General features: G+C 69.3%; 28 protein-coding genes. 18 read left to right on the top strand and 10 right to left on the bottom strand.

The window, feature by feature from the left end:
• Window positions 1–246 precede the first annotated feature (246 nt).
• Entirely contained in the window at window positions 247–1011 is a 765-nt protein-coding gene (locus A7A76_RS12085; RefSeq protein WP_241200891.1) for an ABC transporter ATP-binding protein, read from the top strand.
• A 1-nt stretch (window position 1012) separates the two neighbouring features.
• Window positions 1013–3517: an ABC transporter permease gene (locus A7A76_RS12080; RefSeq protein WP_206411412.1), complete on the top strand. Its 2505-nt coding sequence runs from the start codon at window positions 1013–1015 to the stop codon at window positions 3515–3517.
• 190 nt (window positions 3518–3707) lie between these two features.
• On the opposite strand, the gene A7A76_RS12075 is transcribed toward A7A76_RS12080, so the two are convergent.
• From A7A76_RS12075 to A7A76_RS12070, 3 genes are all read right to left on the bottom strand, one after another.
• Window positions 3708–3965 (bottom strand): hypothetical protein, encoded by a 258-nt coding sequence (locus A7A76_RS12075; RefSeq protein ID WP_206411411.1) that lies wholly within the window; start codon window positions 3963–3965, stop codon window positions 3708–3710.
• A gap of 154 nt (window positions 3966–4119) precedes the next feature.
• The gene (locus tag A7A76_RS26550; protein ID WP_428995132.1) at window positions 4120–4170 is read right to left on the bottom strand and encodes a DUF6053 domain-containing protein; all 51 of its coding nucleotides are present in this window, start codon (window positions 4168–4170) and stop codon (window positions 4120–4122) included.
• A 48-nt stretch (window positions 4171–4218) separates the two neighbouring features.
• Window positions 4219–4995: a hypothetical protein gene (locus A7A76_RS12070; RefSeq protein WP_206411410.1), complete on the bottom strand. Its 777-nt coding sequence runs from the start codon at window positions 4993–4995 to the stop codon at window positions 4219–4221.
• Window positions 4996–5098: 103 nt separating this feature from the next.
• Here A7A76_RS12070 and A7A76_RS12065 point away from each other — a divergent pair, with 103 nt between their 5' ends.
• The 3 genes from A7A76_RS12065 to A7A76_RS12055 are packed head-to-tail and all read left to right on the top strand — an operon-like array spanning window position 5099 to window position 7558.
• The gene (locus tag A7A76_RS12065; RefSeq protein WP_206411409.1) at window positions 5099–6151 is read left to right on the top strand and encodes a class I SAM-dependent methyltransferase; all 1053 of its coding nucleotides are present in this window, start codon (window positions 5099–5101) and stop codon (window positions 6149–6151) included.
• Window positions 6148–6849 (top strand): pseudouridine synthase, encoded by a 702-nt coding sequence (locus A7A76_RS12060; protein ID WP_206411408.1) that lies wholly within the window; start codon window positions 6148–6150, stop codon window positions 6847–6849. The genes A7A76_RS12065 and A7A76_RS12060 overlap by 4 nt, the downstream gene beginning before the upstream one ends.
• A gap of 7 nt (window positions 6850–6856) precedes the next feature.
• The gene (locus A7A76_RS12055) at window positions 6857–7558 is read left to right on the top strand and encodes an HAD family hydrolase (RefSeq protein WP_343225325.1); all 702 of its coding nucleotides are present in this window, start codon (window positions 6857–6859) and stop codon (window positions 7556–7558) included.
• A gap of 95 nt (window positions 7559–7653) precedes the next feature.
• Here the strand turns inward: A7A76_RS12055 and A7A76_RS12050 are convergent, their stop codons facing one another.
• From A7A76_RS12050 to A7A76_RS12035, 4 genes are all read right to left on the bottom strand, one after another.
• Window positions 7654–9084, bottom strand: coding sequence for a hypothetical protein (locus A7A76_RS12050; protein WP_206411407.1), 1431 nt, complete (start codon window positions 9082–9084; stop codon window positions 7654–7656).
• Window positions 9077–9916 carry a hypothetical protein gene (locus A7A76_RS12045; protein WP_206411406.1) on the bottom strand — a complete coding sequence of 280 codons (840 nt, stop codon included), beginning with the start codon at window positions 9914–9916 and terminating at the stop codon, window positions 9077–9079. The genes A7A76_RS12050 and A7A76_RS12045 overlap by 8 nt, the downstream gene beginning before the upstream one ends.
• Before the next feature lie 448 nt (window positions 9917–10364).
• Window positions 10365–10922, bottom strand: coding sequence for a DUF1415 family protein (locus tag A7A76_RS12040; protein ID WP_206411405.1), 558 nt, complete (start codon window positions 10920–10922; stop codon window positions 10365–10367).
• Window positions 10923–10941: 19 nt separating this feature from the next.
• Window positions 10942–11424 carry a YajQ family cyclic di-GMP-binding protein gene (locus A7A76_RS12035; protein WP_074873553.1) on the bottom strand — a complete coding sequence of 161 codons (483 nt, stop codon included), beginning with the start codon at window positions 11422–11424 and terminating at the stop codon, window positions 10942–10944.
• Window positions 11425–11643: 219 nt separating this feature from the next.
• Here A7A76_RS12035 and A7A76_RS12030 point away from each other — a divergent pair, with 219 nt between their 5' ends.
• From A7A76_RS12030 to A7A76_RS12010, 5 genes are all read left to right on the top strand, one after another.
• Complete coding sequence (locus A7A76_RS12030) at window positions 11644–12699, top strand: NAD(P)-dependent alcohol dehydrogenase (protein WP_206411404.1); 1056 nt, start codon at window positions 11644–11646, stop codon at window positions 12697–12699.
• A 621-nt stretch (window positions 12700–13320) separates the two neighbouring features.
• On the top strand, window positions 13321–13884 hold the full coding sequence (locus A7A76_RS12025; RefSeq protein ID WP_206411403.1) for a DUF1453 domain-containing protein: 564 nt from the start codon (window positions 13321–13323) through the stop codon (window positions 13882–13884).
• 64 nt (window positions 13885–13948) lie between these two features.
• Window positions 13949–14137 (top strand): hypothetical protein, encoded by a 189-nt coding sequence (locus tag A7A76_RS12020; RefSeq protein ID WP_206411402.1) that lies wholly within the window; start codon window positions 13949–13951, stop codon window positions 14135–14137.
• Window positions 14134–15018, top strand: a complete 885-nt coding sequence (locus A7A76_RS12015) for a DMT family transporter (RefSeq protein WP_343225324.1) — start codon at window positions 14134–14136, stop codon at window positions 15016–15018. The genes A7A76_RS12020 and A7A76_RS12015 overlap by 4 nt, the downstream gene beginning before the upstream one ends.
• 96 nt (window positions 15019–15114) lie before the next feature.
• Window positions 15115–15918, top strand: a complete 804-nt coding sequence (locus A7A76_RS12010; protein ID WP_206411401.1) for a VOC family protein — start codon at window positions 15115–15117, stop codon at window positions 15916–15918.
• A 222-nt stretch (window positions 15919–16140) separates the two neighbouring features.
• On the opposite strand, the gene A7A76_RS12005 is transcribed toward A7A76_RS12010, so the two are convergent.
• Window positions 16141–16773: an OmpW/AlkL family protein gene (locus tag A7A76_RS12005; RefSeq protein ID WP_206411400.1), complete on the bottom strand. Its 633-nt coding sequence runs from the start codon at window positions 16771–16773 to the stop codon at window positions 16141–16143.
• Between the two features lie 307 nt (window positions 16774–17080).
• Between A7A76_RS12005 and A7A76_RS12000 the strand changes: the two genes are divergently transcribed.
• From A7A76_RS12000 to lpdA, 5 genes are all read left to right on the top strand, one after another.
• Window positions 17081–17338, top strand: coding sequence for a hypothetical protein (locus A7A76_RS12000; RefSeq protein ID WP_206411399.1), 258 nt, complete (start codon window positions 17081–17083; stop codon window positions 17336–17338).
• 84 nt (window positions 17339–17422) lie between these two features.
• A complete protein-coding gene (locus A7A76_RS11995; RefSeq protein WP_206411398.1) occupies window positions 17423–18217 on the top strand; it encodes a DUF2884 family protein in 795 nt (264 codons plus the stop codon).
• Between the two features lie 195 nt (window positions 18218–18412).
• The gene (locus A7A76_RS11990) at window positions 18413–19834 is read left to right on the top strand and encodes a dihydrolipoyllysine-residue acetyltransferase (protein ID WP_206411397.1); all 1422 of its coding nucleotides are present in this window, start codon (window positions 18413–18415) and stop codon (window positions 19832–19834) included.
• 96 nt (window positions 19835–19930) lie between these two features.
• The gene (locus tag A7A76_RS11985) at window positions 19931–20614 is read left to right on the top strand and encodes a hypothetical protein (RefSeq protein ID WP_206411396.1); all 684 of its coding nucleotides are present in this window, start codon (window positions 19931–19933) and stop codon (window positions 20612–20614) included.
• A 151-nt stretch (window positions 20615–20765) separates the two neighbouring features.
• Window positions 20766–22628 carry a dihydrolipoyl dehydrogenase gene (gene lpdA / locus A7A76_RS11980; protein ID WP_206411395.1) on the top strand — a complete coding sequence of 621 codons (1863 nt, stop codon included), beginning with the start codon at window positions 20766–20768 and terminating at the stop codon, window positions 22626–22628.
• 125 nt (window positions 22629–22753) lie between these two features.
• On the opposite strand, the gene A7A76_RS11975 is transcribed toward lpdA, so the two are convergent.
• On the bottom strand, window positions 22754–23560 hold the full coding sequence (locus A7A76_RS11975) for a hypothetical protein (protein WP_343225323.1): 807 nt from the start codon (window positions 23558–23560) through the stop codon (window positions 22754–22756).
• Window positions 23561–23869: 309 nt separating this feature from the next.
• On the bottom strand, window positions 23870–24091 hold the full coding sequence (locus tag A7A76_RS11970) for a DUF2061 domain-containing protein (RefSeq protein ID WP_206411394.1): 222 nt from the start codon (window positions 24089–24091) through the stop codon (window positions 23870–23872).
• A gap of 331 nt (window positions 24092–24422) precedes the next feature.
• Between A7A76_RS11970 and A7A76_RS11965 the strand changes: the two genes are divergently transcribed.
• The 3 genes from A7A76_RS11965 (at window position 24423) to atpE (ending at window position 25990) form a co-directional block, all read left to right on the top strand.
• Window positions 24423–24791: a hypothetical protein gene (locus tag A7A76_RS11965; RefSeq protein ID WP_232518355.1), complete on the top strand. Its 369-nt coding sequence runs from the start codon at window positions 24423–24425 to the stop codon at window positions 24789–24791.
• A 9-nt stretch (window positions 24792–24800) separates the two neighbouring features.
• Window positions 24801–25631 (top strand): F0F1 ATP synthase subunit A, encoded by an 831-nt coding sequence (gene atpB / locus A7A76_RS11960; protein WP_206411393.1) that lies wholly within the window; start codon window positions 24801–24803, stop codon window positions 25629–25631.
• Between the two features lie 77 nt (window positions 25632–25708).
• On the top strand, window positions 25709–25990 hold the full coding sequence (gene atpE, locus A7A76_RS11955) for a F0F1 ATP synthase subunit C (protein WP_057946213.1): 282 nt from the start codon (window positions 25709–25711) through the stop codon (window positions 25988–25990).
• The last annotated feature ends 22 nt before the right edge of the window (window positions 25991–26012 follow it).

Here is a 26012-nt window from a genome sequence, read left to right as displayed (position 1 = left end):
GCTGCGCTGCCGCGGGCGCCGCGACCGCGGCGAGCAGGGCGGCGGCCAGCAACGCCGCCATCGCAGCGCCGCCCATAGCGGTGTCCGCGGTCGCAGCCGGACTTATGGCCCATTGAAGCCGGCGCCGCAGTCCCGCATATCTTCCGTTGGCGGGGCGCGCATCGCGGTCGCGGCGCGCGCCGTAAGTCTTAAAGATCATTTAATAACCTCTCCCGAAGATGCGGCGAGTCAAGCAGAAGGACGATCATGGCAGTTTCCGACCTGGCCGCACCGATCATGGCCGATGACAGCGCGCAAAACGATGAACGAGCGCAGACGCAGCGGCCGTCCGCGTCCGCGCGTGCGGTCACCCTGGACGTGCGCAGCCTGGGCAAGCGCGTGACGCTGCCGTCGGGCGAGCTCACCATTCTCGATGGGGTCGGTTTCTCGATCGCCAAGGGCGACACCGTGGCGATCGTGGGCGCGTCGGGTTCGGGCAAGAGCACGCTGCTGTCGCTGCTGGCCGGGCTGGATTCGCCCAGCACCGGCGAAGTCGTGCTCGACGGCGAAACCATTTCCGCGCTCGACGAAGACGGCCGCGCGCGCGTGCGCGGCGAGAAGGTCGGCTTCGTGTTCCAGAGCTTCCAGCTGCTGCCGTCGCTGACCGCGCTGGAAAACGTGATGCTGCCGCTGGAGCTGCGCGGCGACCGCGACGCGCAGGCGCCGGCGCGCGCGATCCTCGACAAGGTCGGCCTCGGCCAGCGCCTGGACCATTATCCGCGCCAGCTCTCCGGCGGCGAACAGCAGCGGGTGGCGCTGGCGCGCGCGTTCGTGACCCGGCCGTCGCTGCTGTTCGCCGACGAGCCCACCGGCAACCTCGACACCCACACCGGCCAGGCGATCATCGAACTGCTGTTCCAGCTCAACGCCGATGCCGGCACCACCTTGATCCTGGTGACCCACGACGATCACCTCGCCGAGCGCTGCCACCGCCGCATCCGCCTGGACAGCGGCCGACTGGTGCAGGCCTGAGATGGGCCGCACGATCGCGATGGCGTGGCGCCAGCTGCGCCGCGACCTGAAAGCCGGCGATGTGCGCATCCTGCTCGCCGCGCTGGTGCTGGCGGTGCTGGCGGTGACCGCGGTCGGCTTCGTCACCGACCGCGCCGAGCGCGCGCTGGCGATCGAAGCCAACCGTTTGCTCGGCGGCGACGCCGTGGTGCGCGCCGACCAACCCATCGCCGGAAAATTGCGCGAAGCGGCCAACGCCGGCGAACTGCGCCGCGCGGAAGCCACCGAGCTGCAAACGATGGTCCGCGTCGGCGAGCGCCTGCAACTCGGCGACTTGCGCGCGCTCGGCCAAGGCTTCCCGCTGCGCGGCGCGTTCCGCATCGCCGATCGCGCCGGCGGCGCCGAGCGCGACGCGCCCGGCGTGCCCGCGCGCGGCACGGTGTGGATGAGCCAGGCCGGCGCCGACACCCTCGGCGCGCAGGTCGGCCAGGACATCGCCATCGGCGATTCGCGCCTGCGCCTGGCCGCGCTGGTGACGCAGGAACCCGATGCGTCGCTGGATTACTTCAACATCGCGCCGAAGGTGTTCCTCAATCTGGCCGACCTGCCGCGCACCGGCTTGATCCAGCCCGGCAGCCGCATCCGCTATCGCCTGGTCGTGGCCGGCCCGGCCGCGGCGGTGGAGCGCTTCGTCGCCGCGGCCAAGCCCGCGCTCGGCCGCGGCCAGCGCCTGGAAACCATCGCCGACGCGCGCCCGGAAGTGCGCTCCGCGCTCGACCGCGCCGGCCGCTTCCTCGGCCTGGCCGCGCTGGTGTCGGTGGTGCTGGCGGCGGTGGCGGTGGCGATGGCCGCGCGCCGCCACAGCGAGCGCCATCTGTCCGGCACCGCGGTGATGCGCTGCCTCGGCGCCAGCCAGCGCACCCTGGTCGGCATCCACGTCGGCGAGATGGTACTGCTGGGCCTGCTCGCCAGCGCGATCGGCGTGGCCTTGGCGTTCGCCTTGCAATGGGCGATCGGCGGCTGGCTGGAGCAGTCGCTGAAGATGTCGATCCCGCCGGCCGGGCTGTTGCCGGCGCTGCAGGGCTTCGGCGTCGGATTGGTGGTGTTGCTGGCGTTCGGCGCGCCGCCGGTGCTGGCGCTGCGGCGGGTGCCGGCGCTGCGGGTGCTGCGTCGCGATCTCGACGCGACCGAACCCAGCGCCTGGCTGGTCGCGCTCGCCGGCCTCGGCGGGCTGGCCGCGCTGCTGTGGTGGAAGGCCGGTTCGCTGACGCTCGGCGCGTACATGCTGACCGGCATCATCGCCACCTTCGCCATTCTGGCCGCGCTGGCGCTGGGCCTGATCGTGCTGGTGCGGCGCCTGCGCTCGCGTTTGCGCGGCGCGCTGCGCTACGGCCTGGCCAACGTCAGCCGCCGCGCCGGCGCCAGCATCGCCCAGGTTTCGGCGCTGGGCCTGGGCCTGATGGCGCTGCTGCTGCTGACCTTCGTGCGCACCGATTTGCTCGACCGCTGGCAGCTGGCGCTGTCGGCCGACGCGCCCAATCGCTTCATCATCAACGTGCAGCAGGACCAGATGGCCGATGTGCGCCGTTTCATCGGCGAACAGGGCATCGGCGCGCCGACCTTGTTCCCGATGATCCGCGCGCGCCTGGTCAGCCACAACGGCCAGCCGGTGACCGGCGACAGCTACGCCGAACGCGGCGACCGCGCCAAGCAACTGGCCGAGCGCGAGTTCAACCTGTCGGTGGCCGACGCGCTGCGCGACGACAACAAGGTCACCGACGGCAAGTTCTGGGCGCCGCGCAAGCTGGCGCAGCCGGAAGTGTCGGTCGAGGAAGGCTTCGCCGAAACCCTGGGCTGGAAGGTCGGCGACCGCATCGGCTTCGACATCGCCGGGCAGCCGTACTCGGCCCGGATCACCAGCCTGCGCAAGGTCGATTGGGAGAGCTTCCGGCCGAACTTCTTCGTGGTCGGGTCGCCCGGTTCGATGGACGGCTACGCGGCCAGCTACATCACCGCGATCAGCGTGCCGGCCGGCCATACCCGCTTCACCTCGCAATTGGTCGAGCGTTTCCCGAACCTGTCGGTGATCGACGTCGAGCAGGTGCTCAAGCAGGTGCGCAGCACCGCCGATCAGGTCTCGACCGTGGTCGAGGTGGTGTTCTACTTCTCGCTGTTCGCCGGGCTGCTGGTGTTGATGGCGGCGGTGAGCGCGAGCCAGGACGAGCGCCTGCTCGAAGGCGGAGTGATGCGCGTGCTCGGCGGCAGCCGCTGGCAGCTGCGCCTGGCGCAGGCGTCGGAATTCGCGGCGATCGGTTTGTTGTCGGGGCTGGTCGCGGCGATCGCGGCGTCGGTGCTGGCCGGGGTGGTCGCGGTGCAGGTGTTCGACCTGCCGTGGGAGTTCGACTGGCGCATGACCGTGGCCGGCGGCGCGGCGGGCATGCTGGCGGCGTTGGCGGCGGGGATGTTCGCGACGCGGCGGGTGTTGGATGCGCCGCCTTCGGTGACGTTGCGGGAGTTGCAGAACTGAGGTTGGCGGCGGCCCTCATCCGGCCCCCTGCTTTCGCAGGGGCAGGCGCTTCGGGCCACCCCCGATCAAAAGCGCTTCGGGGGCAGGCTCTTCTCCCGCGAGCGGGAGAAGGAACAGCCAATGGCGTCGCGCTTTCGAAGCCCCTCTCCCGCTTGCGGGAGAGGGGTTGGGGTGAGGGCAGCCAGTCCGCTCAAACGCTCAACTGCGGCTCAGCCTCGAACCTGCGCGCATACCCGCGCTCCTCGGCCACCCGCTCGATCTCGCCGTCGGCCAGTCCCTGCGCCGCGTACACCGCATAGACCACATCGCCGTCGCGCATGCCCACGTGATGCAGGCGGTAGCGCGCAGTGCCGCTGCCGGTGTCGGGCGGATAGTGACGCGGCGCGGTGCCGCCTTCCAGGTCGAGTTCGCTGTTGTCGACGGTGCCGCCGACGAAGAGGGCTCGCATAGAGCAAGGCTCCTGTGCTGGACCAGTGGCCATCCTCGCGGCGGCGGTGTTGGCGGGGGATGAAGCGGATGTTTGCGCGGTGTGGAAGGCGCTCGTTCTGGTGGGAAGAGTGGGACGTTCTTGTGGGAGGGACTTCAGTCCCGACGCTTTCCTGTCAGATCGCGGCGATCTGAAACCAAAGCATCGGGACTGAAGTCCCTCCCACAAAACCACAAAATCACAAAGCCAAAAAGCCGAGTCGCTTGCCGCGAATTCACTCGCCCGGCGACAAATGCCCGGAAAACACCCGATGCTTCGGATGCAGCCGCAGCCACGCGGTCTGCGCGAGCAGCAAGACGCCGATGCCGGCCGCGGTCCAGGCCGCGACCGTCGCGCCGGGCAACGCCGAGACCGATTGCTTCATGTACACGCCGGCCAATCCCCACAGCGCCGCCAGCACGAAGCCGGCGCTGCCGCGCATGCGCGCGTTCAAGCCCAGCAGCACCAGCGCGGCGGCCGCGAACAGGGCCAGGCTCCACGGCAGCATCGCGTCCACCGGCGCCAGCCGGTAGGCGACCAGCACCTGCGCAGTGTTCAGGAACGCCGCCAGCGCCAGCCAGCCGGCGTGCAGCGACAGCGCGAACTTCGCCCACATCCGCTGGCCCGGCAGCGGCGTGGCGTCGCGCGCCAGCACCGTCGCCGCCCAGGCCAGACAGGCCAGGGCCAGCCAGATCGTCGCCAACGCCAGCCAGAACCACTGCTGCGAGAACAGCGGCATCCACAGCGCGGTCAGGGTGAAGCCGGCCGCAGCGGCCGGGCGCACCCGCCGCAGGGTATCGTCCTCGCGCCGGCGCGCGCCGAGCTGCCAGGCGGCGAAGGCCAGGTCGAGCAGGAAAATCAGGCCCCAGATCGAAAACGCGTAGCCGGCGGCGACGAGCAAGGTGGGATAGCGGTCGGAGATTGCGCCGTTGTCGGGCCCGAAGTAGCCGGCTTGCGAGAACCAGGCCACCGCCGGCATCAGGGCGGCCGCGATCAGCACGGGCAGGCGCACGGTGGGCATTCCTTGCATCGATGGCGAGGCCCACACCCTAACCCGCAGCCGCGTAAAATCGGCGCGATGAACCTTTTCGCCGATATCGCCGACTTTGCCGACCATGCGCGCTGACCGCTCCGACGACGCGCTCGAAACCCTGTTCCAGCCCATCGCCGACGGCTTGCTGGCCTGGCCCGGCGACGCCTTGTTCCTGCGCGCGCGCGACGGCCTCGGCCTGCGCCAGGCGCCGCGCCCGGGCCTGCTGTGCGAGCAGGACTTCCGGCCCGCCGCGCAGGCGCTGGAGCGCGGCGGCCTGGACGTGGTCGATCTGGAAACCCTCGACCCCGCGCGCCGTTTCCCGCTGGTGCTGGTGCTGCCGCCGCGCCAGCGCGAGGAAGCGCGCGCGCTGTTCGCCCAGGCCGTGGCGCGCTGCGCGCCGGGCGGGCGGGTGCTGGCGTGCATGCGCAACGACGAGGGCGCGCGCTCGGGCGAGGACGACCTGGGCAAGCTCGCCGGCAAGGTCGGCAGCCTGTCCAAGCGCAAATGCCGCGCGTTCTGGACCGCGCCGCTGCACGGGCCGGCCGACGAAGCGCTGCTGCGCGCGTGGTCGGCGCTGGACGCGCCGCGCGCGATCCTCGGCGGGCGTTTCCTCAGCCGTCCGGGCGTGTTCGCCTGGGACCGCATCGATCCGGCCTCGGCCTTGCTCGCCGCGCACCTGCCGGCCGATCTGAGCGGCCACGCCGCCGACCTCGGCGCCGGCTACGGCTATCTGTCCGCCGAATTGCTGGCGCGCTGCCCGCGTATCGCCGCGCTCGACCTGTTCGAGGCGCAGGCGCGCGCGGTCGCGCTGGCGCGCCGCAACCTCGAAGGCGCGCGGGTGCCGGTGCAAGCGTTCTGGCACGACGTCACCGCCGGCCTGCCGCGCCGCTACGACGTCATCGTCAGCAATCCGCCGTTCCATGCGCAGGGCCGCGAGGAGCGCCCCGACATCGGCCGCCGTTTCATCCAGGTGGCCGCGCAATCGCTCGAGCGTGGCGGCCGCCTGTGGCTGGTCGCCAACCGCCATCTGCCCTACGAACAGGCGCTGGACGAACACTTCGGCGAAGTCCGCACCGTCGCCCAGGACGGCGGTTTCAAAGTGGTGGAAGCGTGCGGCGCGCGGGGGCGGGCATGAAACTGGTCAAGCTGATCGCCAACCTCGGTTACGGCAGCCGCAAGGACGTGACCGCGATGTTCCGCCAGGGCCGCATCACCGACGCCGACGGCGAGGTGCTGTACGCCGACGACCAGGTCGAGCACGCCGCGATCCGCATCGACGGCGAGCCGCTGGACCCGCCGGCCGGGCTGACCCTGATGCTGCACAAGCCGGTCGGCTACACCTGTTCGACCAAGGATCCCGGTCGCGTCGTCTACGACCTGCTGCCGCCGCGCCTGCGCCTGCGCTCGCCGCTGCTGTCGCCGGTCGGCCGGCTCGACCGCGACACCAGCGGCCTGCTGCTGATGACCGACGACGGCGCGCTGCTGCACCGGATCGTGTCGCCGAAGGCCAAGCTCGGCAAGGTCTATGAAGCTACCCTGGCCTCGGACCTGCGCGGCGACGAAGCGGCGGTGTTCGCCAGCGGCGAGCTGATGCTGGAAGCGGAAAAGACCCCGCTGGCGCCGGCGCTGATGGAAACGCTGGAGCCGCGGCGCGCGCGCTTGACCCTCACCGAGGGCCGCTACCACCAGGTGCGGCGCATGTTCGCCGCGGTCGGCAACCACGTCGTGGCGCTGCACCGCGCGCGCATCGGCGGCTTGTCGCTGCAGGACCTGCCGGGCGGGCAATGGCGCGCGCTCGATTCCACCGATCTCGAGACTTTGTTCCGTGGCTGAGACTTTCGTGGCTGAGACCTCCATAGCGCTGGATTTCGTCCCCGACGCGGTGTTGTTCGACATGGACGGGCTGATGCTCGACAGCGAACGGGCGATGCTGGAAACCTGGCGCGAAGCGGCCGCGGCCGAAAACCTCGCCGCCGACGACGCGGTGTGGCTGGCGATGGTGGGCATGCACGACCGCGCCAGCCTTGCCCATCTCAGCGGGCATTTCGGCGACGACGCGGCGACCCGCCTGCGCGACACCAGCTACCGGCTCTACGACGCGCGCGTCGCCGCCGGCCTGCCGCGCAAGCGCGGGCTGCTGGAACTGCTGGACCTGCTCGACGCGCGCGGCGTGCCCAAGGCGGTCGCGACCTCAACCCAGCGCCCGCGCGCGCTGGCCAAGCTCGCCGCGAGCGGGCTGATCGACCGCTTCGACGCGATCGTCGCCGGCAGCGATGTCGAGCATCCCAAGCCGGCGCCGGACATCTACCTGCTGGCCGCGCGCGAACTTGGCGTCGACGTGCGCCGCTGCGTGGTGCTGGAGGATTCCGAACCCGGCGTGCGCGCCGCGCTGGCGGCCGGGGCGACTCCGATCCAGGTGCCGGACCTGGTCGCGCCGGGCGAAGAACTGCGGGCGTTCGGCCACCGCATCGTGGCCTCGCTGGAGCAGGCGCGCGGCCTGCTGGAACGGGCGCTGTCGAAGAGCGCGGCCCGGGCCGTCTGAGCGGCGGCACGCGCCATCTGCGCTCCGATCTCGTTGTTCCGGCGGAAGCTGGAATCCATGTCGATTCGCTCCGGCGCTACGACTCCGACAATGCCTTAGAGCGTCATCTTGGGACCGGTCGGGCCATCCGGCCCTAGCGTCGGCGCCTGAGCCTGCTGCCGGGCCTGTTGTTGATTGAGTTGTTCGACCCGTTCCAGGCTCTTTTGCGCAGGCACTTGGGCCGCGTTTTCGGCGTCGATCGCCAGGTGGTGGTGCGGACCGGCCGGCCCGTGCGGGGAGGCATACCCGATGAGATTCGTGCGTCCATCCGCCCCGAGGCCGATGACGACCCCGGAGAGGTTGGCCCCGACGGTCGGGTCTGCTTTCACGGCCGCCAGGCCGGCCGCGGCGAGGTTGCGAGCCTCGATCTGGCTCCAGCGGCCGTCGGCCTGGGCTGCGCGCTGGAACATCTCGAAGGCCGCGTAATCGGGATGGGCGGGATTGTCCGCCCGCATCGGCGCTGCCCTTTCAGCCACGGTGTCTTGAGGGGCTTTGCCCCTCTCCGAGCTTGTGTCCCGAACGGTCTTGAGTTCGAGCTTGCCGTGGCTGGTGTCCGTGAATCCGAAACGATTGCCGGCGTTGCCCAGGTCGACCCCGTTGCGCTCGATCTGCGCGAGGTCGAGTTTGAGGCGATGCAGATCCAGCCGGACTTCCGGCACGGCCTGCGTGGTCCCTAGCGCGGCGTCGGCGTGGGCGGAAGCGACGGTGGCCAGCACCTGGGGGCCGTAATAGTTGCGGTAGTTAGAGTCACCTCGCCGTCCCAGCGTGGCGCCTTGGTCGTAGTGGCAGGCCGCCACGGCCTCGACGGCCGGGCTTCTGAAGCGGTTGCCGGTCAGTTGCATGCCGTCTTCGCGCAGGATGATGCCTGGGGCCAAGGTCGCTTTGTCGGTGCCATCGGCTACCTTCACGCAGCTTGTGGTGGCCGCGGCGCGCACCAAGAACTCGCTCTTGTTGAACCGGTCGGCCTGTCCGCCTGAAACGCGACTGGCGAGGGCGTTCAGGCCCACCAGCTCGGCCAAGGCCTTGTCCCTGCGTGTGAAATCGAGGTAGCGCTGGCTCTCGCGGGTCAAGTCGACATAGGACGCGTTGCCGACACCGTCGTTCAACGCCGCGCCGACATCGTGAGAAAACCTCTGGAGTTCGAGGCTGCGTGCGTTGGCGGTGAGCGCGTGGCCGGTTTCGTGCCCGAGCGTGTTGGCGATGATGTCCAGGCGGGTCTGTTGATTGATCGACGTCTTGATGAACCTGTCCACATTGAGGAAGACGGTGCCGCTTTCCTTGTCGTAATGACCGCTCTCGTGCTTTTCGGTGCTCACGCCGATGCGCTTGAGGACTTGCTGGTTCGCCGCGTCGACCATCACGACAGCAAGGTACGGCGAACTCGCGATTGCCGCTTCGACGTCGCGCGCTGCGTTCGGCGGAATGCCCGGCTGGCTGGCGAAGGCGTCGACCATCGTGCGCAGTTGCGAAGGCAGTGGCTTAGCCATGATCGACCTCGGCGTCGTCGGCGGTGATCTCGATGTAGAGCACGCAAGGACGCCCCTTGTGCTGATCGCCACCAGTGGCTCGGTAGAGGTTCAGGACCAGGTAGAAGGTGATGTTGTTGGCGGGCCAGTCCTTGCGGTAACCCCAGAATTCCCTGGGGGAGGACGGACCCTCGGCGCCCGCATAGCCCAGCTTGGCGATGTCGTCGTGGAGGGGGGCGAAGTCGAGGCTGCAGGTGGGCAAGGCGTTCTCCGCGTCTCGCGGATCCCCTCTCCAGCCCTCGGGAATGAAGCGGACTTCGATTCGCTGGCCCGGCATGTCACGGCCAGCCGACCCCACCGTGATGTAGTAGCGTCCTGCGCTTCCCAGGCGCCCCTGCACCACCTGAAGGCCCGGGTCCTCCGGGTCCGGGCCGAGCGGGACGTTCAAGACCTTTGCCACGGCCGAGGTTTCGGTGTCCCGGGCGGTCCTCAGCCCCGCGATCAGCTTGAGGACCCGTGCGCGCAGTTCCCCGGTCTCCAGCGCGGGGCCCTGGGGCAGCGGGAGCGCGGTGGCGGCCGGAATGCGCGGCGCCGACCCGGCGGCCGGGCCCGCGGCCCGGTCGGATGCCGCGGCGGCGGCGTCGGCGGCCTGTTCTGGGGTGATGGAGGCGGCGGAATCGGGGGCCGTCATGGCGGGTTGCTCCTGGTGGGACGCTGCGACGGGGTCGGTCGCTGGCCGTGCGCACGCCGCCACGCCCGCCAAGGTCAGCGCCAAGACCGACCAGCGGCCGTGCGAACGGGATTCGGGGCGGTCGCGGCCATCTGCGGGATGGATGGCGGTGTTGCGTGTCATCGGGTCCATCCTTCGCCGCGTCCATCGCCTCGGCGCCTGGCGAGGCCAACGATGCGCAGCATTGAGTTGTGCATCAAGGCCCATTTTGGGGCGGCGGTCAAACGGGCAACGCGATGCTGGGCGCAGATCGAAAGGCCCATCGGAGACGTGTGTCCGCTAGGCACGCGAACTGTGCCTGCGCCCTGTCTGGCCAACGCCAAGGGGCAAGACCGACTCCGGGTCGCCCGAAGATTCCGGCGATGCAGCCGGTCAAAGTCGCGCCGGGCAACAGCGCAGTTGCGGCCGCGAAAATCCTCGAAGAACAACGTCGGCGCCGAACTCCAGCGCCGTTGGTGGCGGCAGTCGATGGCCGCACAGCTGCAGCGCCGTGACGCGTCAGCGGCCGGCGCGGGCCGAGGATGAAGCGTTTTGATTTTGCTCCGCCGATCCCAACGCAGCCGCGCCGGACTCAGCCGCTGAAATTCCACGCCGACAACTTGCGCCAGCCCTCGGCGCCGAGTTTTTCCAGGGTCGCCAGATTGCGCTCGACGATCGCGTCGGGGTCCGGAAACGCCGCCACCGCGCGCTCCACGCTGCTTTCGCGCAGCAGGTGCAAGGTGGGGTAGGGCGAGCGGTTGGTGCAGTTGCCGATGTCGTCGAAGGCGGTGCCGGCGAACTGGTAATCCGGGTGGAAGCTGGCGATCTGGATCTCGCCTTCCAGGTCGAGCAGCGCCACCGCCTCGTCGGCGAGGTCGAGGAAGTCGTTGAAGTCGAGGAAATCGGTCAGCGCCTGCGGATGGATCAGCAAGGTGGTGTCGATCTGTTCGGCCGGGGTCTGCTCCAGCAGCACCAGTTCCGACGACAGCTCTTCCAGCAACTGCTCCGGCGTGCTTGCGTAGCTCAGCACGAAGCGGATCTGGCGCTTGGCCAGCACCGCCTTGGCGAACGGGCACAGGTTGAGCCCGATCACCGCGCGCTCCAGCCAGCGCACGGTTTCGGCGACGGGGTCGGGTCCGTGCTCGTTCACGCCGGCGGCTCCTGCGCTGTCAGTCGCGGAAGTTGTCGTACTGCAGCGGGCGCTCGAAGTCGCCGGCGCGCAGCAGGGCGATGGCGGCCTGCAGGTCGTCGCGCTTCTTGCCGGTGACGCGCAGCTTGTCGCCGTTGATCTGGGTTTCGACCTTGAGCTTGGCGTCCTTGATCGCCGCGGCGATCTTCTTGGCCAGCTTCTGCTCGATGCCCTGCTGCACGGTGATCTTCTGCCGCGCGCCGGCCAGGTTGGTCTCGATGTCGCCGAACTCCAGGCAGCGCGAGTCGATCTGGCGCGCGGCCAAACGCTGGCGCAGGATCTGGGTCATCTGTTCGAGCTGGAACTCGCTCGGCGCCGACTGGCTGATCTGCTTGTCGTCGAGGACGAACTTGGCGTCCACGCCCTTGAAATCGAAGCGGGTGGACAGCTCGCGGTTGGCCTGGTCGACCGCGTTGGTGAGTTCGTGGGTGTCGACTTCGGAAATCACGTCGAAGGAAGGCATGGCGCGCTCGCACTTGGGGGAAACGCCGCACAGGGTAGCGCAAGCGCGGCGGCGATACGCAACGCAGCGTTGCAGCGGCGCAGCGCTGCGGGGCCGGCCGGATTGACGCCGGCGCAACGCACCGCGCCTAGAATGAACGCCCCGGCGACCGCCGTCCCCGCCACGACCGGGGCAGCCCACGACCCTCGCCGCGTCCCGTCCACGCCACCTGGAACTCCCATGCTCAAGACCGCTGCCTACGCCGCGCAGAACGCGCATTCGCCCCTGGCCCCGTTCGCGATCGACCGGCGCGAGCCCGGCCCGGACGATGTGCTGATCGACATTCTCTATTGCGGCGTCTGCCACTCCGACATCCACCAGGCCCGCGACGAATGGGGCGGCTCGATCTTCCCGATGGTGCCGGGCCACGAAATCGTCGGCCGGGTCGCCCAGGTCGGCGCCAACGTCCGGACCTTCAAGACCGGCGACGCCGTCGGCGTGGGCTGCTTCGTCGACTCCTGCCGCGAGTGCGCGCAGTGCAAGGCCGGCGAGGAGCAGTACTGCGACCAGGGCATGACCGGCACCTACAACGCCAAGGAACGCGGCACCGGCGCGCCGACCTACGGCGGCTACTCGACCCGCATCACCGTCGATCAGGCCTATGTGCTGCGCATTCCCGAGTCGATCCCGCTCGACCGCGCCGCGCCGCTGCTGTGCGCCGGCATCACCACCTATTCGCCGCTGCGCCACTACGGCGTCAAGGCCGGCGACGAGCTGGCCGTGGTCGGCCTCGGCGGCCTGGGCCACATGGCGGTCAAGCTGGCGGTGGCGATGGGCGCGCGGGTGACCGTGCTGAGCACCTCCGAATCCAAGCGCGAAGCCTCGCTGGAACTGGGCGCGCACGCGTTCGCCGCGACCCGCGACCCGGATACCTTCAAGCGCCTGGCGCGCAGCTTCGATTTCGTCATCGACACGGTCTCGGGCGAGCACGACTACAACGCCTACCTGAGCCTGCTCAAGGTCGACGGCACCATGGTCCTGCTCGGCGTGCCGGAAAAGCCCGCGCCGGTCGCGGCCGGGGCGCTGATCATGCAGCGGCGCAAGCTCGGCGGCTCGCTGATCGGCGGCATCCGCGAGACCCAGGAGATGCTGGATTTCTGCGCGCAGCACGGCGTGGCTTCGGACATCGAACTGATCGGCATCGAGTCGATCAACGAGGCGTACGAGCGGATGATCAAGGGCGATGTGCGCTATCGCTTCGTGATCGACATCGCCAGCCTCGACAAGGCGGTTTGATCGCGGCGGTGCGCTGAAGTCTCTGGATCCCCGCGTTCGCGGGGATGACGACCTGGGAGAGGCGCGGTGAAAAAACCTGCCACGCAACCCACCTACCGTCATGCCCGCGAAGGCGGGCATCCAGGGCTTCATCGCGACATGCCTCTGAAGTCTCTGGATCCCCGCCTTCGCGGGGATGACGACTTGAAGAGGCGCGGCGAAACCGACTTGCCGCGAAACCCACCTATCGTCATGCCCGCGAAGGCGGGCATCCAGGGCTTCATCGCGACATGACTCTGAAGTCTCTGGATCCCCGCCTTCGTGGGGATGACGACCTGGGAGAGGCGCGGCGAAAAACACCCGCCACGCAACCCACCTATCGTCATGCCCGCGAAGGCGGGCATCCAGGGCTTCACCGAGGCATGACTCTGAAGTCTCTGGATCCCCGCCTTCGCGAGGATGACGACTTGAAGAGGCGCGGTGAAACCCGTCCGCCACGCAACCCACCTACCGTCATGCCCGCGAAGGCGGCATCCAGGGCGTCATCCAGGCCTCCCCTTCAATATCCAGCCTCCCCCCTTCAATCCCCGGCACTCGACCTCGACAGCGGCGCAATCCCCGCACCCGCCGTAGACTGCCCCCATGCCGCTGCTCCTGATCCCGCTGGCCCTGCTGGCCCTGGCCTTGCTCTGGGCCCTGCTGATCCCGATCGGCCTGATCCAGCGCTACCGCTACGGCAAGGCGCGCCGCCGCGCGCTGGGCTGGGCGGTGAGCCTGGGCGCGACGCTGTCGCTGCTTTCGTTGCTGCTGTTCTTCGCCGGCGCCTGGGTCTCGGGCCACTGGATCGCCGACGCGCCGCGGTACGCCGGCGCCGGCCTGCTCGCAGGCCTCGCGCTGGGCGCGTTCGGCCTGGCCCTGACCCGGTTCGAGGACGAGGCCAAAGGCCTGTACTACACCCCCAACCGCTGGATCGCGCTGGGCCTGACCGCGCTGGTCGCCGCGCGCCTGTGCTACGGCCTGTGGCAAGGGCTGCACGCCTGGGGCGCGGACGCGCCGGCCAGCTGGCTGCCGCGCCAGGGCGGGCTGTTCGCGGTCGGCGGATTGCTGCTGGGCTATTACCTGATCTACACCCTCGGCGTGCGTCGGCGGCTGCGCCGCCATCACCGCCTGCGCGAACGCGCGCCGCTCACTGGCGACATCCGCTGACAGCAGCCGGATGACGTGCCGCGGCCGCCGGGTCATGATGCCGGACCGCCACGTTCTCGCCGCCATGACCCCGCCGCTGCACAGTATCGCCGTCGCTCGTATCGAAACCGCCGGCATCGAAGCCGCCCGCACCGGCGCGGCTCATCCCGGAGCCGGCCGCACCGAAGCCGCGCGCCCCCGCGCCGACCGCTTCGCAACGATCCGCTACGCGGCCCGCCGCTTCGAGGCGACCCCGCGCGCAACCGCCGCATGACCGCCGCCCACCCGCACGCGCGCCGCGCGATCTTCACCATGCTCGCGGCGGTGCTGATGTTCTCGCTGATGGACGCGCTGCTGAAGCTGCTGTCCGAGCACTACCCGCCGTTCCAGGTGGCGACCCTGCGCGGCGCCTCCTCGCTGCCGTTCGTGCTGACCTGGGCCTTGCTCAGCGGCGGCGGCCGCAGCCTGCTGCGCGTGCGCTGGCCGCTGCACCTGCTGCGCGGCGCGCTCGGCGTCGGGATGATGGCGTCGTTCGTATACGGCGTGAACCGGCTGCCGTTGTCGACCGCTTACTCGGTGTTCTTCATCGCGCCGCTGCTGATCACGGCTCTTTCCGGGCCGCTGCTGGGCGAACGGGTCGGGCCGCGGCGCTGGGTCGCCATCGGCATCGGCCTGATCGGCGTGCTGGTGCTGCTGCGGCCGAGCGGCGAGGGCATGCTGAGCCTGGCCGCGCTGGCGGTGCTCGGCGCGGCGCTGGGCTATGCGGTCACGGCGATCACCGTGCGCGTACTCGCGCGCACCGACACGACCCAGGCGATGATGGTCTGGCTGATGACGCTGATCACCGTCGGCGCCGGCGCGATGGCGTGGCCCGGCTGGGTGCCGGTGCGCGGCGAACATCTGTGGCTGATCCTCGGCCTGGGCGTGGCCGGCTCGCTCGGCCAGTACGCGGTCACCGAGGCCTTCCGCCTCGGCGAGGCCTCGCTGATCGCGCCGCTGGAGTACACCGCGCTGATCTGGGGCGTACTGCTCGACCTGAGCCTGTGGGGCGTGCTGCCCGACTCGGTGACCTGGGCCGGCGCGGCGATCATCGTCGCCAGCGGCCTGTACCTGCTGCGCCGCGAGCGGGTTCACCTCGAAGCTGAACATCCTTAGCGACGACGGCGTTTTCTCGCCGCAGCGCGCCATGACGCCCGCCGCTCCCGGGGTTACTGTTGTGACGTAGTTCGCAGTAGCACGGGGGAGCCAGCCATGACCGCAGTCGTCCACGCACCCGGCGCGCCGTGCTGGTTCGAATTGGCCACCGACGACCAGCCGGCGATCGAAGCGTTCTACCCCGCGCTGTTCGGCTGGACCCTGGAGCGCACGCCGATGCCCGACGGCAGCCTCTACACCATCTTCCAGCTCGACGGCCGCGACGTGGCCGGCACGTATTCCCTGGTGCCCGGGCCGGGCGGCGCCGGCGCCGACGGAATCGGCGCGCCGCACTGGGGCGTGTATTTCCGCACCGACGATTGCGACAAGACCGCCGCGCGCGCGGTCGCCCTGGGCGGGCGCATGATCGCCTCGCCGTTCGAGCTGATGGAGCACGTGCGCATGGCGGTGTGCGCCGATCCGGAAGGCGTGGTGTTCTCGCTGGCGCAGCAGCGCGCCCATCCCGGCGCCGACGCGCTCGGCGTGGACAACGCGGTGTGCTGGGCGGAACTGGCCACCCGCGACATCGACCGCGCCGAACGCTATTACCAGCAGTTGTTCGGCTGGCGCCTGCGCGGGCATCCGGTCGCGCCGCACGGCTACCGCGTGTTCGCCGACGGCCAGCGCATGCTCGGCGGCCTGTTGCAGATGCGGCCGGAATGGCGCGACCTGGCGCCGCACTGGTCGATCTACCTGCAAGTGTCGGACGTGGAGGCCTGCGTGCAGCGCGCGCTGGAACTCGGCGGCCGGCTCGAGTCGGCGCCGTTCGAGGCCAACAGCGGCGTGCGCATCGCCCGCCTGGCCGACCCGCGCGGCGCGGCATTCTATGTCATCCAGTTCTTCGGCGACGCGCCGGGCTGAGCGCCGCGCAAAAAAAGACGGGCCCCCGAGGGAGCCCGTCCGGTACTGCGCTTGCGGTAGTGCTCAGGTGTTGCGTACTGCGGAAACATCGCTACCACGGTGTTGCGTGTTGCGACCGCCGTCGATCACTACGGCGGTGGTCACTGCGGTGTTGCCTGTTGCGTACCAGCTACTACTACAGCTTGCTATTGCCTACTACTTGCTGCTCGCTGCCCGGCGCGATCAGAAACGCGCGCCGATGCCGACGCCGACGGTGACCGGGTTGAGCTCGGCTTCGCCGACCTTCAGGCCGTTGAGCTTCACGTCCGACTTGCTGCCCTGCATGTAGCGCACGTCGGCGCGGGCGAACCAGGTCGGGTTGATGTTGAGGTCGACGCCGGCGGTGGCGATGCCGCCCTTGGCGTTGTCCACGCCCAGGCGCTGGCCGTTCTCGAGCTTCTCGCCGCTGTAGTTGGCCTGGTAGTAGCCCAGCCCCACGAACGGACGCACGATGCTGTCGGCGCTACGGAAGTGGTACTGGCCGCTCAGCGCGACCGGCTGCGAGTCGACGCTGCCGAGCTTGCCGGCGCTGGAGTTGATGCGGTGGCCGAACTTGTCGGCCGAACCCCACAACTCGACGGCGAAGTTGTCGTTGATGAAGTAGCTGGCGCTGAGGGTCGGAGCGCCGTCGCCGTCCAGGTTGGTGCGGGTGCCGGCGATCTGCGGATTCTTGGTCGGCTGGGTCAGGGCGTAGCCGCCGACGATGGCGAAGCGCTTGCCGCTGGCGCTGTCGGTGGACGCATCCTGAGCGAAGGCGGCCGGGGCGAAGGCCAGGGCGCCGAGCATGGCAAGGGTCAAATGACGGAAGCGGATCATGGAGTGGACTCCTGTGTTGTTGTGGTCTTGCGTACTGCCTTGGGGGAGGCGGGGCGCAAGTTAGCAACGCATGCATGAACCGAACTTGCCGCGCGAACGCGCGTGAAGGAACTTTTCACGCGACAACCGTGTTAGAGGCCTGTTTTCAAGGCAAAAATGAATGAAATGAACGAGCGCGGAGCGCGCGGAAACGTCGCTTGCGCGACCAGGCGAACGCCGCGGCGAACTCTGCGCCGGTGCGCGCGAAAACCCTTGTGCGGCAAGGAAATCGCTTGAAAAAGTCGGTTTCGGCGCGACTGGACGGCGCATGAACATCGCCCGCGCGGGTTCGTCCGCGCGCAGCGCGAACGCGCGCATCGGCGCGCGCGCGATGCCGCGAACGCGCGAAGATTGTTTGAACGAATCGGAAATGCCGCGTTTTCAGGTCTGCGCGATGCGTTGGCGAAACCCGGTTTCGCGCGCGTTCGCTGTGTGCGAGCGCGCGAGAACGCATGCGCGAGGAAACATTCCTTGCAACCTGCAAGCAATCGCCACGCGCCAGGATCGGCACGGCCAACCGCCATGACGAAGGTCATGCCGTCCAAAGGCACGCGCCGCGCCCGCGGCGCCGGCCGCAAGCTGGGGCCATTCCACCGTCCAGGACCCGACGATGCCGTCCCGACCGCCCTTCCGCCTGCCGTCCCGCCTCGTGGCCGCCGCCGCCGCGACGCTCGCCTGCGGCGCCGCCTTCGCCGATGTCAGGGTCGAAGGGCGCTGCGAGATCGACAGCCCCTATCAGCTCACCCTCAACCAACGCAGCCTGATCCTGACCCGCCAGGACGGCGAGCCCAAGGCGCTGGTGATGCGCCAGGGCCGGCTGTTCGTCGACGACCGCTGGGTCGCGCTCAGCGCCGACGACTCGCGCCGCCTGGCCGAGTTCGAACGCGGCGCGCGCGCGGCCATGCCCGAGACCCAGGCCATCGCCCGCGAGGCCGCCGACATCGCCCTGGTCGCGCTGGGCGAGGTCGCGGCCAAGCTCGGCAACCACCCCGACCGCACCCAGGCCAAGGTCGCGCAGGCGCGCAAACAGCTCGACGCCAGCCTGCGCGACGCGATCGGCCCGACCCGCTTCAGCGGCAAGCTGCTCGGCGACGGCATCGGCAAGGCGGTCGGCGAGGCGGTGCCGCTGGTGATCGGCGACCTGGTCGGCGGCGCGGTCAGCGCCGCGCTCAGCGGCGACGCCCAGCGCTTCCAGCAGCTGGACAACCTCGACGCCCAGATCGAAGCCGCGGTGCAGCCGCGCGCCGACGCGCTGGAGCGCCGCAGCGACCGGCTGTGCCGGCGCATGCTCGACCTCGACGCGCTGGAGAACGCACTGTCCTACCGTTTCGACGGGCGCGCGCTGGACCTGATCCGGGTCGAGTTCAAGCCCGAACCCGCCGCGCCGCGCGACGGCAAGCGCTGAGCCGCGCCCGACGCGCAGCTGCGACGAGCCGCGGCGGACCCGGCGCCGCGCTCAGTACTGAGGCGTACGCAAACCCGGACGGCGCAACGGCTGTGCCGCTTAGGCCTTTAGTACTGCACCGGCCGCGCTGCGGTTGGCGCCACCGCCCGCACACGCCACAATAGGGTTTTCGCGCATTTGCGGAGCCCCACGAACATGGCTGATCTGAAGGAAGCTCGCGTCCCCGACATCGGCGACTACGACGGCGTGCCCGTCATCGAACTGTTGGTCGCGGTCGGCGACACGGTGACCCAGGACCAGGGCCTGGTCACGCTGGAGTCCGACAAGGCCACGATGGAAGTGCCGGCGCCGTTCGCCGGGATCGTGCGCGAACTCAAGGTCAAGATCGGCGACGAGCTGGCCGAAGGCAGCGTGGTGGCGCTGATCGAGCCGACCGAAGGGGACGAAAAGCAGGCGCCAGCGCCGCCCCAAGACGCCGCCCCCGCCGCCAAACCCGCCGCCCCCGCCAAGGCCGAAGCCCCGGCCCCCGCCAAGAGCGAACCCGCCCCCGCGCCGAAGGCCGAAGCGCCCAAGCCCGAAGCGCAGGCCCCGGCCGCGCTCCCCAACGCCCCCGCCGGCACCGACCCCGAAGCGCTGCCGCCGCGCACCCCGCCGGTGGCCTTCACCGCCGAAGAACTGATGCCCGACAAGGTGCCCTACGCCAGCCCGGCGGTGCGCCTGTTCGCGCGCGAGCTCGGCGTCGACCTGATGCGCGTGACCGGCAGCGCGCGCGGCGGCCGGATCAGCAAGGAAGACGTGCAGTCCTTCGTCAAGGGCGTCATGCAGGGCAGCGTCGCCGCACCGGCCGCGGCCGGCGCCGCGCCGGCGCTCGGCGGCGGCCTCAACCTGCTGCCGTGGCCGAAGGTCGACTTCAGCAAGTTCGGCGAGGTCGAGACCAAGCCGCTGACCCGCATCCAGAAGCTCTCCGGCGCCAACCTGGCGCGCAACTGGGCGATGATCCCGCACGTCACCCAGCACGACGACGCCGACATCACCGACCTGGAAGCGCTGCGCGTGGCGCTCAACAAGGAGAACGAAAAGGCCGGCATCAAGCTGACCATGCTCGCGTTCCTGATGAAGGCCTCGGTCAACGCGCTGCAGAAGTTCCCGACCTTCAACGCCTCGCTCGACGCCAGCGGCGAGAACCTCACGCTGAAGAAGTATTTCCACATCGGCTTCGCCGCCGACACCCCGAACGGCCTGGTGGTGCCGGTGGTGCGCGACGTCGACAAGAAGGGCGTGCTGCAGATCGCGCGCGAAACCGGCGAACTGGCGGCCAAGGCGCGCGAAGGCAAGCTCGGACCGGCCGACATGAGCGGCGGCTGCTTCTCGATCAGTTCGCTCGGCGGCATCGGCGGCACCGCGTTCACGCCGATCGTCAACGCGCCGGAAGTGGCGATCCTGGGCGTGTCCAAGTCGGCGACCAAGCCGGTGTGGGACGGCAAGCAGTTCGCGCCGCGCCTGATCCTGCCGCTGTCGCTGTCCTACGACCACCGCGTCATCGACGGCGCCGCGGCGGCGCGCTTCACCGCGTATCTGGCGCAGTTGCTCGCCGATATGCGCCGCTCGCTGCTGTAACTCCCGGGGCGGCCGCCGCGCGCGGCCGTCCGGCGCGCCGCCGCGCGGCCGCCGCCCGGTTCGCTTCGCCGTCCGCCACCAGGAATCTTCTTTTCGATGAGCCGTCACCCGCGTCGTGTTCGTGTCTCCCACCGTCTGGCCCGGTTCGGCCTGGCCGCCCTGCTCGCCGCGCCGCTGGCGCAGGCCGCCGACGGCTGCACGCTGCCGCTCGGCCGCGGCTGGCCGCCGGCGACCGAGAACCACGGCTCGGCCGTGGAACAACTGCTCGCCGCCAAGGCCGAGCCGCGCCTGAGCCTGACCCTGCTGCCGACCCGCGGCACCGAGAGCGGCCTGCTGCTGATTCCCGGCGCGGCCGCCGATGCCGACTGGACCCTGCGCCACGCCGTGCCCAACGAACGCGTGCAGTCCTGGAACCGCTCGCGCGGCGGCGGCGCGCTGGAGCTGCGCATCGATCAGGACGTGGACAACGAGGAAGCGCCGATCCCGGCCGCGCTGGCCCAGCGCCTGGTCGCCGGCTGGAAGCGCGCGCTCGAACAGGCCGTGCCGGCCGACAAGGCGGCCGAGTTCCGCGACAGCGAGCAACTGCTGTTCGTGGTCGACGGCCTGCGCGTGAGCGGCGCGCGGCCCGGTTGCGGCGTCGGCGAAACCCTGATGGAGCAGGCCTCGCTGCTGACCGAGGCGGCCAACGAAAGCGCCAGCAAGCGCGAGCGCCGCTGGCGCGCGCTGGGCGAATCGCTGGACGAACTCGAACGCCAGCTGCAGGCCGCGCCCGCACCGTAACCGAGCCGGCGCGCGCGGCGGCGACGCCCGCGCGCACCGGCGTTGTTCCGGCGTCCGCCGCGGCGGACGCCACGCATGGCCCGGCCGTGCGCCCCCACCGCGCGCGCCCCACGCGCGCGCCAGCGAAGCTTTTCAAGAGGATTGCCGCGTCATGGCCAACAGCATCGAAGTGAAGGTTCCCGACATCGGCGACTACGACGACGTACCGGTCATCGAGTTGCTGGTCGCGGTCGGCGACACGGTCAAGAAGGACCAGGGCCTGGTCACGCTCGAATCGGACAAGGCGACGATGGAAGTGCCGTCCTCGGCCGACGGCGTGGTCAAGTCGATCAGCGTCAAGGTCGGCGACAAGGTGTCCGAGGGCGCGGTGATCGCGATCCTGGAAGCCGAGGGCGCCGGCGCCGGTGCAAGCGGCGCCAAAGCACCTCTCCCGCCTGCGGGAGAGGTCGCCGCGCGCAGCGCGGCGGGTGAGGGCGCGACGGCCGGCGCGCCCCCCTCCCAGCCTTCCCCCGCAAGCGCGGGAAGGAGCGATTCTGCAGCGCCGTCCAAGCCCGCGCCGACCGCCGCCGCAGCCAGCGGCCGCAAGGCCGATATCGAATGCCGCATGCTCGTGCTCGGCTCCGGCCCCGGCGGCTACACCGCCGCGTTCCGCGCCGCCGACCTCGGCCTGGACACCGTCTTGGTCGAACGCTACGCCAGCCTCGGCGGCGTCTGCCTCAACGTCGGCTGCATTCCGTCCAAGGCGCTGCTGCACGCCGCCGCGGTCATCGACGAGGCCGAACACGCCAGCGACTACGGCGTCAGCTTCGGCAAGCCGACGATCGATCTCGACGCGCTGCGCAAGTACAAGGAAAAAGTCGTCGGCCAGCTGACCAAGGGGCTGGCCGGCATGGCCAAGCAGCGCAAGGTGCGCACCGTGGTCGGCACCGGCCGCTTCGTGTCGCCGAACGAACTCGAAGTCGAAGGCGAGAACGGCGTCCAGCTGATCCGCTTCGAGCAATGCATCATCGCCGCCGGCTCGCAGGCGGTGAAGCTCGGCAATTTCCCGTGGGACGACAAGCGGGTGATGGACTCCACCGACGCGCTGGAACTGGCCGACGTGCCGAAGAAGTTGCTGGTCGTCGGCGGCGGCATCATCGGCCTGGAAATGGCCACCGTGTACCGCGCGCTGGGCAGCGAAGTCACCGTGGTCGAATTCCTGGACCAACTGATGCCGGGCGCCGACCCGGATCTGGTCAAGCCACTCGCCGACCGCCTGAAGAAGCAGGGCGTGGCCGTGCACCTCAAGACCAAGGCCGCTTCCACCGAAGCGCTCAAGGAAGGCATCAAGGTCTCGTTCGAAAGCGCCGAAGCCGGCAAGACGCCGGCGCTGGAATCGGGCATGTACGACCGCGTGCTGGTCGCGGTGGGCCGCGCGCCCAACGGCGCCAAGATCGGCGCCGACAAGGCCGGCGTGCAGGTGACCGAGCGCGGCTTCATCCCGGTCGACCGGCAGATGCGCACCAACGTCGCGCACATCTTCGCCATCGGCGACCTGGTCGGTAATCCGATGCTCGCGCACAAGGCCACCCACGAAGGCAAGCTCGCCGCCGAGGTGGCCGCGGGCGAGAAGAAGGAGTGGGTCGCGCGGGTGATTCCGTCGGTGGCCTACACCGACCCGGAAATCGCCTGGGTCGGCGTCACCGAGACCGAAGCCAAGGCCAAGGGCCTCAAGGTCGGCGTCGGCAAGTTCCCGTGGGCGGCCAGCGGCCGCGCCATCGGCATCGGCCGCACCGAGGGCTTCACCAAGCTGATCTTCGACGAAGCCAGCCATCGCATCGTCGGCGGCGGCATCGTCGGCGTGCACGCCGGCGACTTGATTTCCGAAGTGGCGCTGGCGATCGAGATGGGGTGCGAGGTCGCCGACATCGGCCACACCATCCACCCGCACCCGACCCTGAGCGAGTCGGTCGGCATGGCCGCCGAAGTGTTCGACGGCACCATCACCGATCTGTACATCCCGAAGAAGAAATAAGCCGCGACGCGCTGCGTCGCGCAAGCAAAGGCCTTCGGGCCCGGCGCGCCCCGCTCAGGTCACCGCGATCTGAGCGGCGTGCGCGCCGGGCCGAAGGCCTTCGTCTTGTCCGCGGCGCGCAGCGATCAGAACGAGAACGTCACGCCCGCCATCGGGCCCTTGAAGCGCTGGTCGAGGCCGACCTCGACGTTGTCGCGGCTGCGCTTGGCGTTGATCTTGAACCAGTCGTAGCCGACGAACACGCCGACGTTCTCGGTGAAGCGGTACTCGGCCAGCGCGTTGGCGCGGCTGATGTCGCCCTTGTAGTCGCCGAAGTCGCCCCAGCCGGCGTCGAGATACTGGCCTTGCACGACGAAGCGCCAATGCTCGTTGGGCGACAAGGTCAGGCGGCTGCCGACCACCGGCGCGTAGCCGTCTTCGCTGCGGCTGCCGTTGTAGTTCGCTGTGCCGGCCTGGGCGCGCAGCTTGCCTTCGATCTTGGCGTACTCCACGCCGATCTGCAGGCCCCAGCTGACCGTGTCGGTTTCCACCACCGCGTAGTCGTACATCGCGCTGGCCAGTTCGAACTTGGTCTTGGCGCGGGCGAAGCTGCCGGCGGGGATGGTGGTGTCGTCGAAGGACACGTCCTGGGTCAGGCGCGCGGTCTTGCTCTTGTCGTAGCCCCAGTAATTGAACAGCAGGCGATGGCGGTCGCCGAACTTGAACTGGCCTTCCAGGCGCGGCACGGTTTCCTTGCTGCCGAAATCGAAGTCCTGGCTGAATTCGTAGGGATTGCCGCGGAAGGTGGTGCCGGCGGTGAATTCGCCGCTGGTGTCGACCGACATGGCGCCCAGGCGAATGGTGAATCGGTCGTCTTCAGCGTGCGCGGGCAGGGCGTACGCGGCGCTGGCGGCGAGCAGCGCCAGCGTCAACGGCAGGAATCGGTTGGTCACGAGATCACTCCGGATACGGGGGGAAGACAGCACATTCGTGTACTGGTGCGTACATGGATGCCGTCGTTCAGGTGGAGTAACCGTGAAAAAAACCGCGATGACCGAACACGCAAAGTCCTGAACAAAAAACTGTGACGCGTGTCGTCGATAGCTGCCCGCCGCAGAAAGGCGAAGCCCCGGCGGGTGGTGCCGGGGCTTCGGGGTGCCCGCCGCTGCTTTGCCATTGACGAGGAGAGAGTGGCGGCGGGCGTTCGCAGATACTGACCGGTGCGGCGCGCGAAGGTTCCGCAGTTCGTCAAAGATTTTCGATCACGTCGCCAGATGGCCGTCGCCGCTCGCGGCGGCCGCGGCTGCGGCGCGGCGTTGTTCGATGCGCTTCCAGACCTTCTCGTGCAGGTGGAAGGCCACGGTGTTGCAGGCCGGCTCGACCAGGGCCAGCGCGCCGCCGACCCAGATGCTGCCGGTCATCAGGTAGCCGACCAGGAAGGCGACGGTGAAGTGGACGCCGGCGAAGCTCAGGGTCTTGCTCATGGCGCAGGCCTCAAATGAGAATGATTCTCAAAATACGCCGATTACAGATAAAAGCAAATCGACAGATGCGACCGCTTTCATAGTTCTGGCCTATCTTTGCGCCGGTGCGCGCGCCGGGGCTTACCTCCCAGGTAATTCAACGCACTAGCGCTTGGCCGCATAGTCGGCGGCGTGAACGCGCAGCCCGCCGCCGCCATCGCCGTCCAACACGCCGCCTATGGCAGGGCTGTGACGGCTGTGACTGCCGCCGGTTGCCGCAAAGTCGCCCACGTTCTATACTTTTGCGGCTCTACCGGGCGCTTTGCGCCAACCCCAGACCGACGAGACCCGCGTGCACGATCCTTTGTCCGCAGGCCGCCGGCTGGCGTCGCGCGCGATTGCTTGGCAAGCCGGCGCGACGGCGCTGACCGCGCTGGCCTTCTACTCCCTCGGTGCGCCGTCCGCGTTGGCGGCCGCGGTGGGAGGAGGCGCAGCGGTGGCCGGCAATCTCGCGGCCGCCAGGATGGCGTTGGGGGGCGGCGTGCAACCGGCCGGATCGGCGATCGGGCGGTTGTTGCTCGGAGTCATATTCAAATGGGTGGCGGTATTGACGGTGCTCGGCCTGGGAATGGCCGTGTGGCGTCTGCCTCCCCTGCCAATGCTGGTGAGTCTGTCGGCGGCGACGCTGGCGTTCGCACTGGCCAATCTTTTGAAACGATAGGTGTCTTTCGTGAGTGAACAGACCGGTTCGGGCGGCCTGAACGAATACATCCAGCATCACCTCCAGCAGAACACCATCTCGCTGGGCGGCGGTGCTTTTCACATCGACACTTGGGTCGTTTCTCTGATCCTGGGTTTGATCTTCATTACCTGGTTCGGCTTCTTCGCGCGCAAGGCCACCTCCGGCGTGCCGTCGAAGGGCCAGGCGTTCGTCGAGCTGATCCTGGAGTTCATCGACAACCAGGTGAAGGACAGCTTCCACGGCGATCGCAGCTCGCTGACGCCGCTGGCGCTGACGATCTTCGTCTGGGTCGTGCTGATGAACGGCATGGACCTGCTGCCGCTCGACCTGCCGGGCTGGGTTGTCAAGACCACCGCCGGCGCCGAAGTCGCGCACCACACCTACTTCCGCTGGGTTCCCACCGCGGACCTGAACACGACGCTGGCGCTGTCGACCACCGTGTTCTTCCTGATCCTCTATCACTCGGTCAAGGCCAAGGGCGGCCTGGGCTTCGGCAAGGAGCTGCTGACGGCGCCCTTCCACGCTCACGGCACCGGCGCCAAGATCGCGCTCGCTCCGGCCAACCTGGGTCTCAACGTCATCGAGTACCTGGTCAAGCCGGTCAGCCTGGCGATGCGACTGTTCGGCAACATGTACGGCGGCGAGCTGGTGTTCATGCTCATCGCCGGCCTGCTCGGCGGCAGCCTGCTGATGTTCCTGCCCGGCGTGATCTTCAACATCGCCTGGGCGCTGTTCCACATCCTCATCGTGCTGCTGCAGGCCTTCATCTTCATGATCCTCACCGTCGTCTACATCGCCGGCGCGTACGAGAGTCATTGACCCGGGTTCCACCTTTCAGTTCTTGCGTGTTTCACCCTTTCCTTTAGCCAAAACCAACGTTTCAGTAGGAGAAAACCATGGAATTCATCGCCAATGTGCAGGGCCTGACCGCTATCGCGATCGGCATCATGGTCGGCCTCGGCGCGATCGGCGCTTGCCTCGGCATCGCGCTGATGGGCTCGAAGTTCCTTGAGTCGGCCGCGCGTCAGCCGGAACTGGTGCCGATGCTGCAGGGCCGCATGTTCCTGCTGGCCGGCCTGATCGACGCGGCGTTCATCATCGCGCTGGCCGTCGGCTTGCTGTTCGCCTTCGGCAACCCGCTGCTGGGCGCCCTGCAGGCTGCCGGCGCCGCCGGCTGATCCTCGCTCAGCGAGCAGTCCG

The organism is Lysobacter enzymogenes (assembly GCF_017168095.1).
GTDB classification, from domain to species: Bacteria; Pseudomonadota; Gammaproteobacteria; order Xanthomonadales; family Xanthomonadaceae; genus Lysobacter; species Lysobacter enzymogenes_D.
The sequence above is the reverse complement of the archived record's forward strand: the minus strand, read 5'-3'. Positions and strand labels throughout refer to the sequence as shown.

Coding starts and splice junctions, on each gene's coding strand:
- A7A76_RS12045 (WP_206411406.1), bottom strand. CDS start 9,916: ATGACACGCAACACCGCCATCCATCCCGCAGATGGCCGCGACCGCCCC.
- A7A76_RS12075 (WP_206411411.1), bottom strand. CDS start 3,965: ATGCGAGCCCTCTTCGTCGGCGGCACCGTCGACAACAGCGAACTCGAC.
- A7A76_RS12005 (WP_206411400.1), bottom strand. CDS start 16,773: ATGATCCGCTTCCGTCATTTGACCCTTGCCATGCTCGGCGCCCTGGCC.
- lpdA (WP_206411395.1), top strand. CDS start 20,766: ATGGCCAACAGCATCGAAGTGAAGGTTCCCGACATCGGCGACTACGAC.
- A7A76_RS12000 (WP_206411399.1), top strand. CDS start 17,081: ATGAACATCGCCCGCGCGGGTTCGTCCGCGCGCAGCGCGAACGCGCGC.
- A7A76_RS12065 (WP_206411409.1), top strand. CDS start 5,099: ATGCGCGCTGACCGCTCCGACGACGCGCTCGAAACCCTGTTCCAGCCC.
- A7A76_RS12060 (WP_206411408.1), top strand. CDS start 6,148: ATGAAACTGGTCAAGCTGATCGCCAACCTCGGTTACGGCAGCCGCAAG.
- A7A76_RS12020 (WP_206411402.1), top strand. CDS start 13,949: ATGACCCCGCCGCTGCACAGTATCGCCGTCGCTCGTATCGAAACCGCC.
- A7A76_RS12010 (WP_206411401.1), top strand. CDS start 15,115: ATGACCGCAGTCGTCCACGCACCCGGCGCGCCGTGCTGGTTCGAATTG.
- A7A76_RS12025 (WP_206411403.1), top strand. CDS start 13,321: ATGCCGCTGCTCCTGATCCCGCTGGCCCTGCTGGCCCTGGCCTTGCTC.
- A7A76_RS12015 (WP_343225324.1), top strand. CDS start 14,134: ATGACCGCCGCCCACCCGCACGCGCGCCGCGCGATCTTCACCATGCTC.
- A7A76_RS12030 (WP_206411404.1), top strand. CDS start 11,644: ATGCTCAAGACCGCTGCCTACGCCGCGCAGAACGCGCATTCGCCCCTG.
- A7A76_RS12035 (WP_074873553.1), bottom strand. CDS start 11,424: ATGCCTTCCTTCGACGTGATTTCCGAAGTCGACACCCACGAACTCACC.
- A7A76_RS11970 (WP_206411394.1), bottom strand. CDS start 24,091: ATGAGCAAGACCCTGAGCTTCGCCGGCGTCCACTTCACCGTCGCCTTC.
- A7A76_RS11985 (WP_206411396.1), top strand. CDS start 19,931: ATGAGCCGTCACCCGCGTCGTGTTCGTGTCTCCCACCGTCTGGCCCGG.
- A7A76_RS12085 (WP_241200891.1), top strand. CDS start 247: ATGGCAGTTTCCGACCTGGCCGCACCGATCATGGCCGATGACAGCGCG.
- A7A76_RS12080 (WP_206411412.1), top strand. CDS start 1,013: ATGGGCCGCACGATCGCGATGGCGTGGCGCCAGCTGCGCCGCGACCTG.
- atpE (WP_057946213.1), top strand. CDS start 25,709: ATGGAATTCATCGCCAATGTGCAGGGCCTGACCGCTATCGCGATCGGC.
- A7A76_RS11990 (WP_206411397.1), top strand. CDS start 18,413: ATGGCTGATCTGAAGGAAGCTCGCGTCCCCGACATCGGCGACTACGAC.
- A7A76_RS11995 (WP_206411398.1), top strand. CDS start 17,423: ATGCCGTCCCGACCGCCCTTCCGCCTGCCGTCCCGCCTCGTGGCCGCC.
- A7A76_RS12050 (WP_206411407.1), bottom strand. CDS start 9,084: ATGGCTAAGCCACTGCCTTCGCAACTGCGCACGATGGTCGACGCCTTC.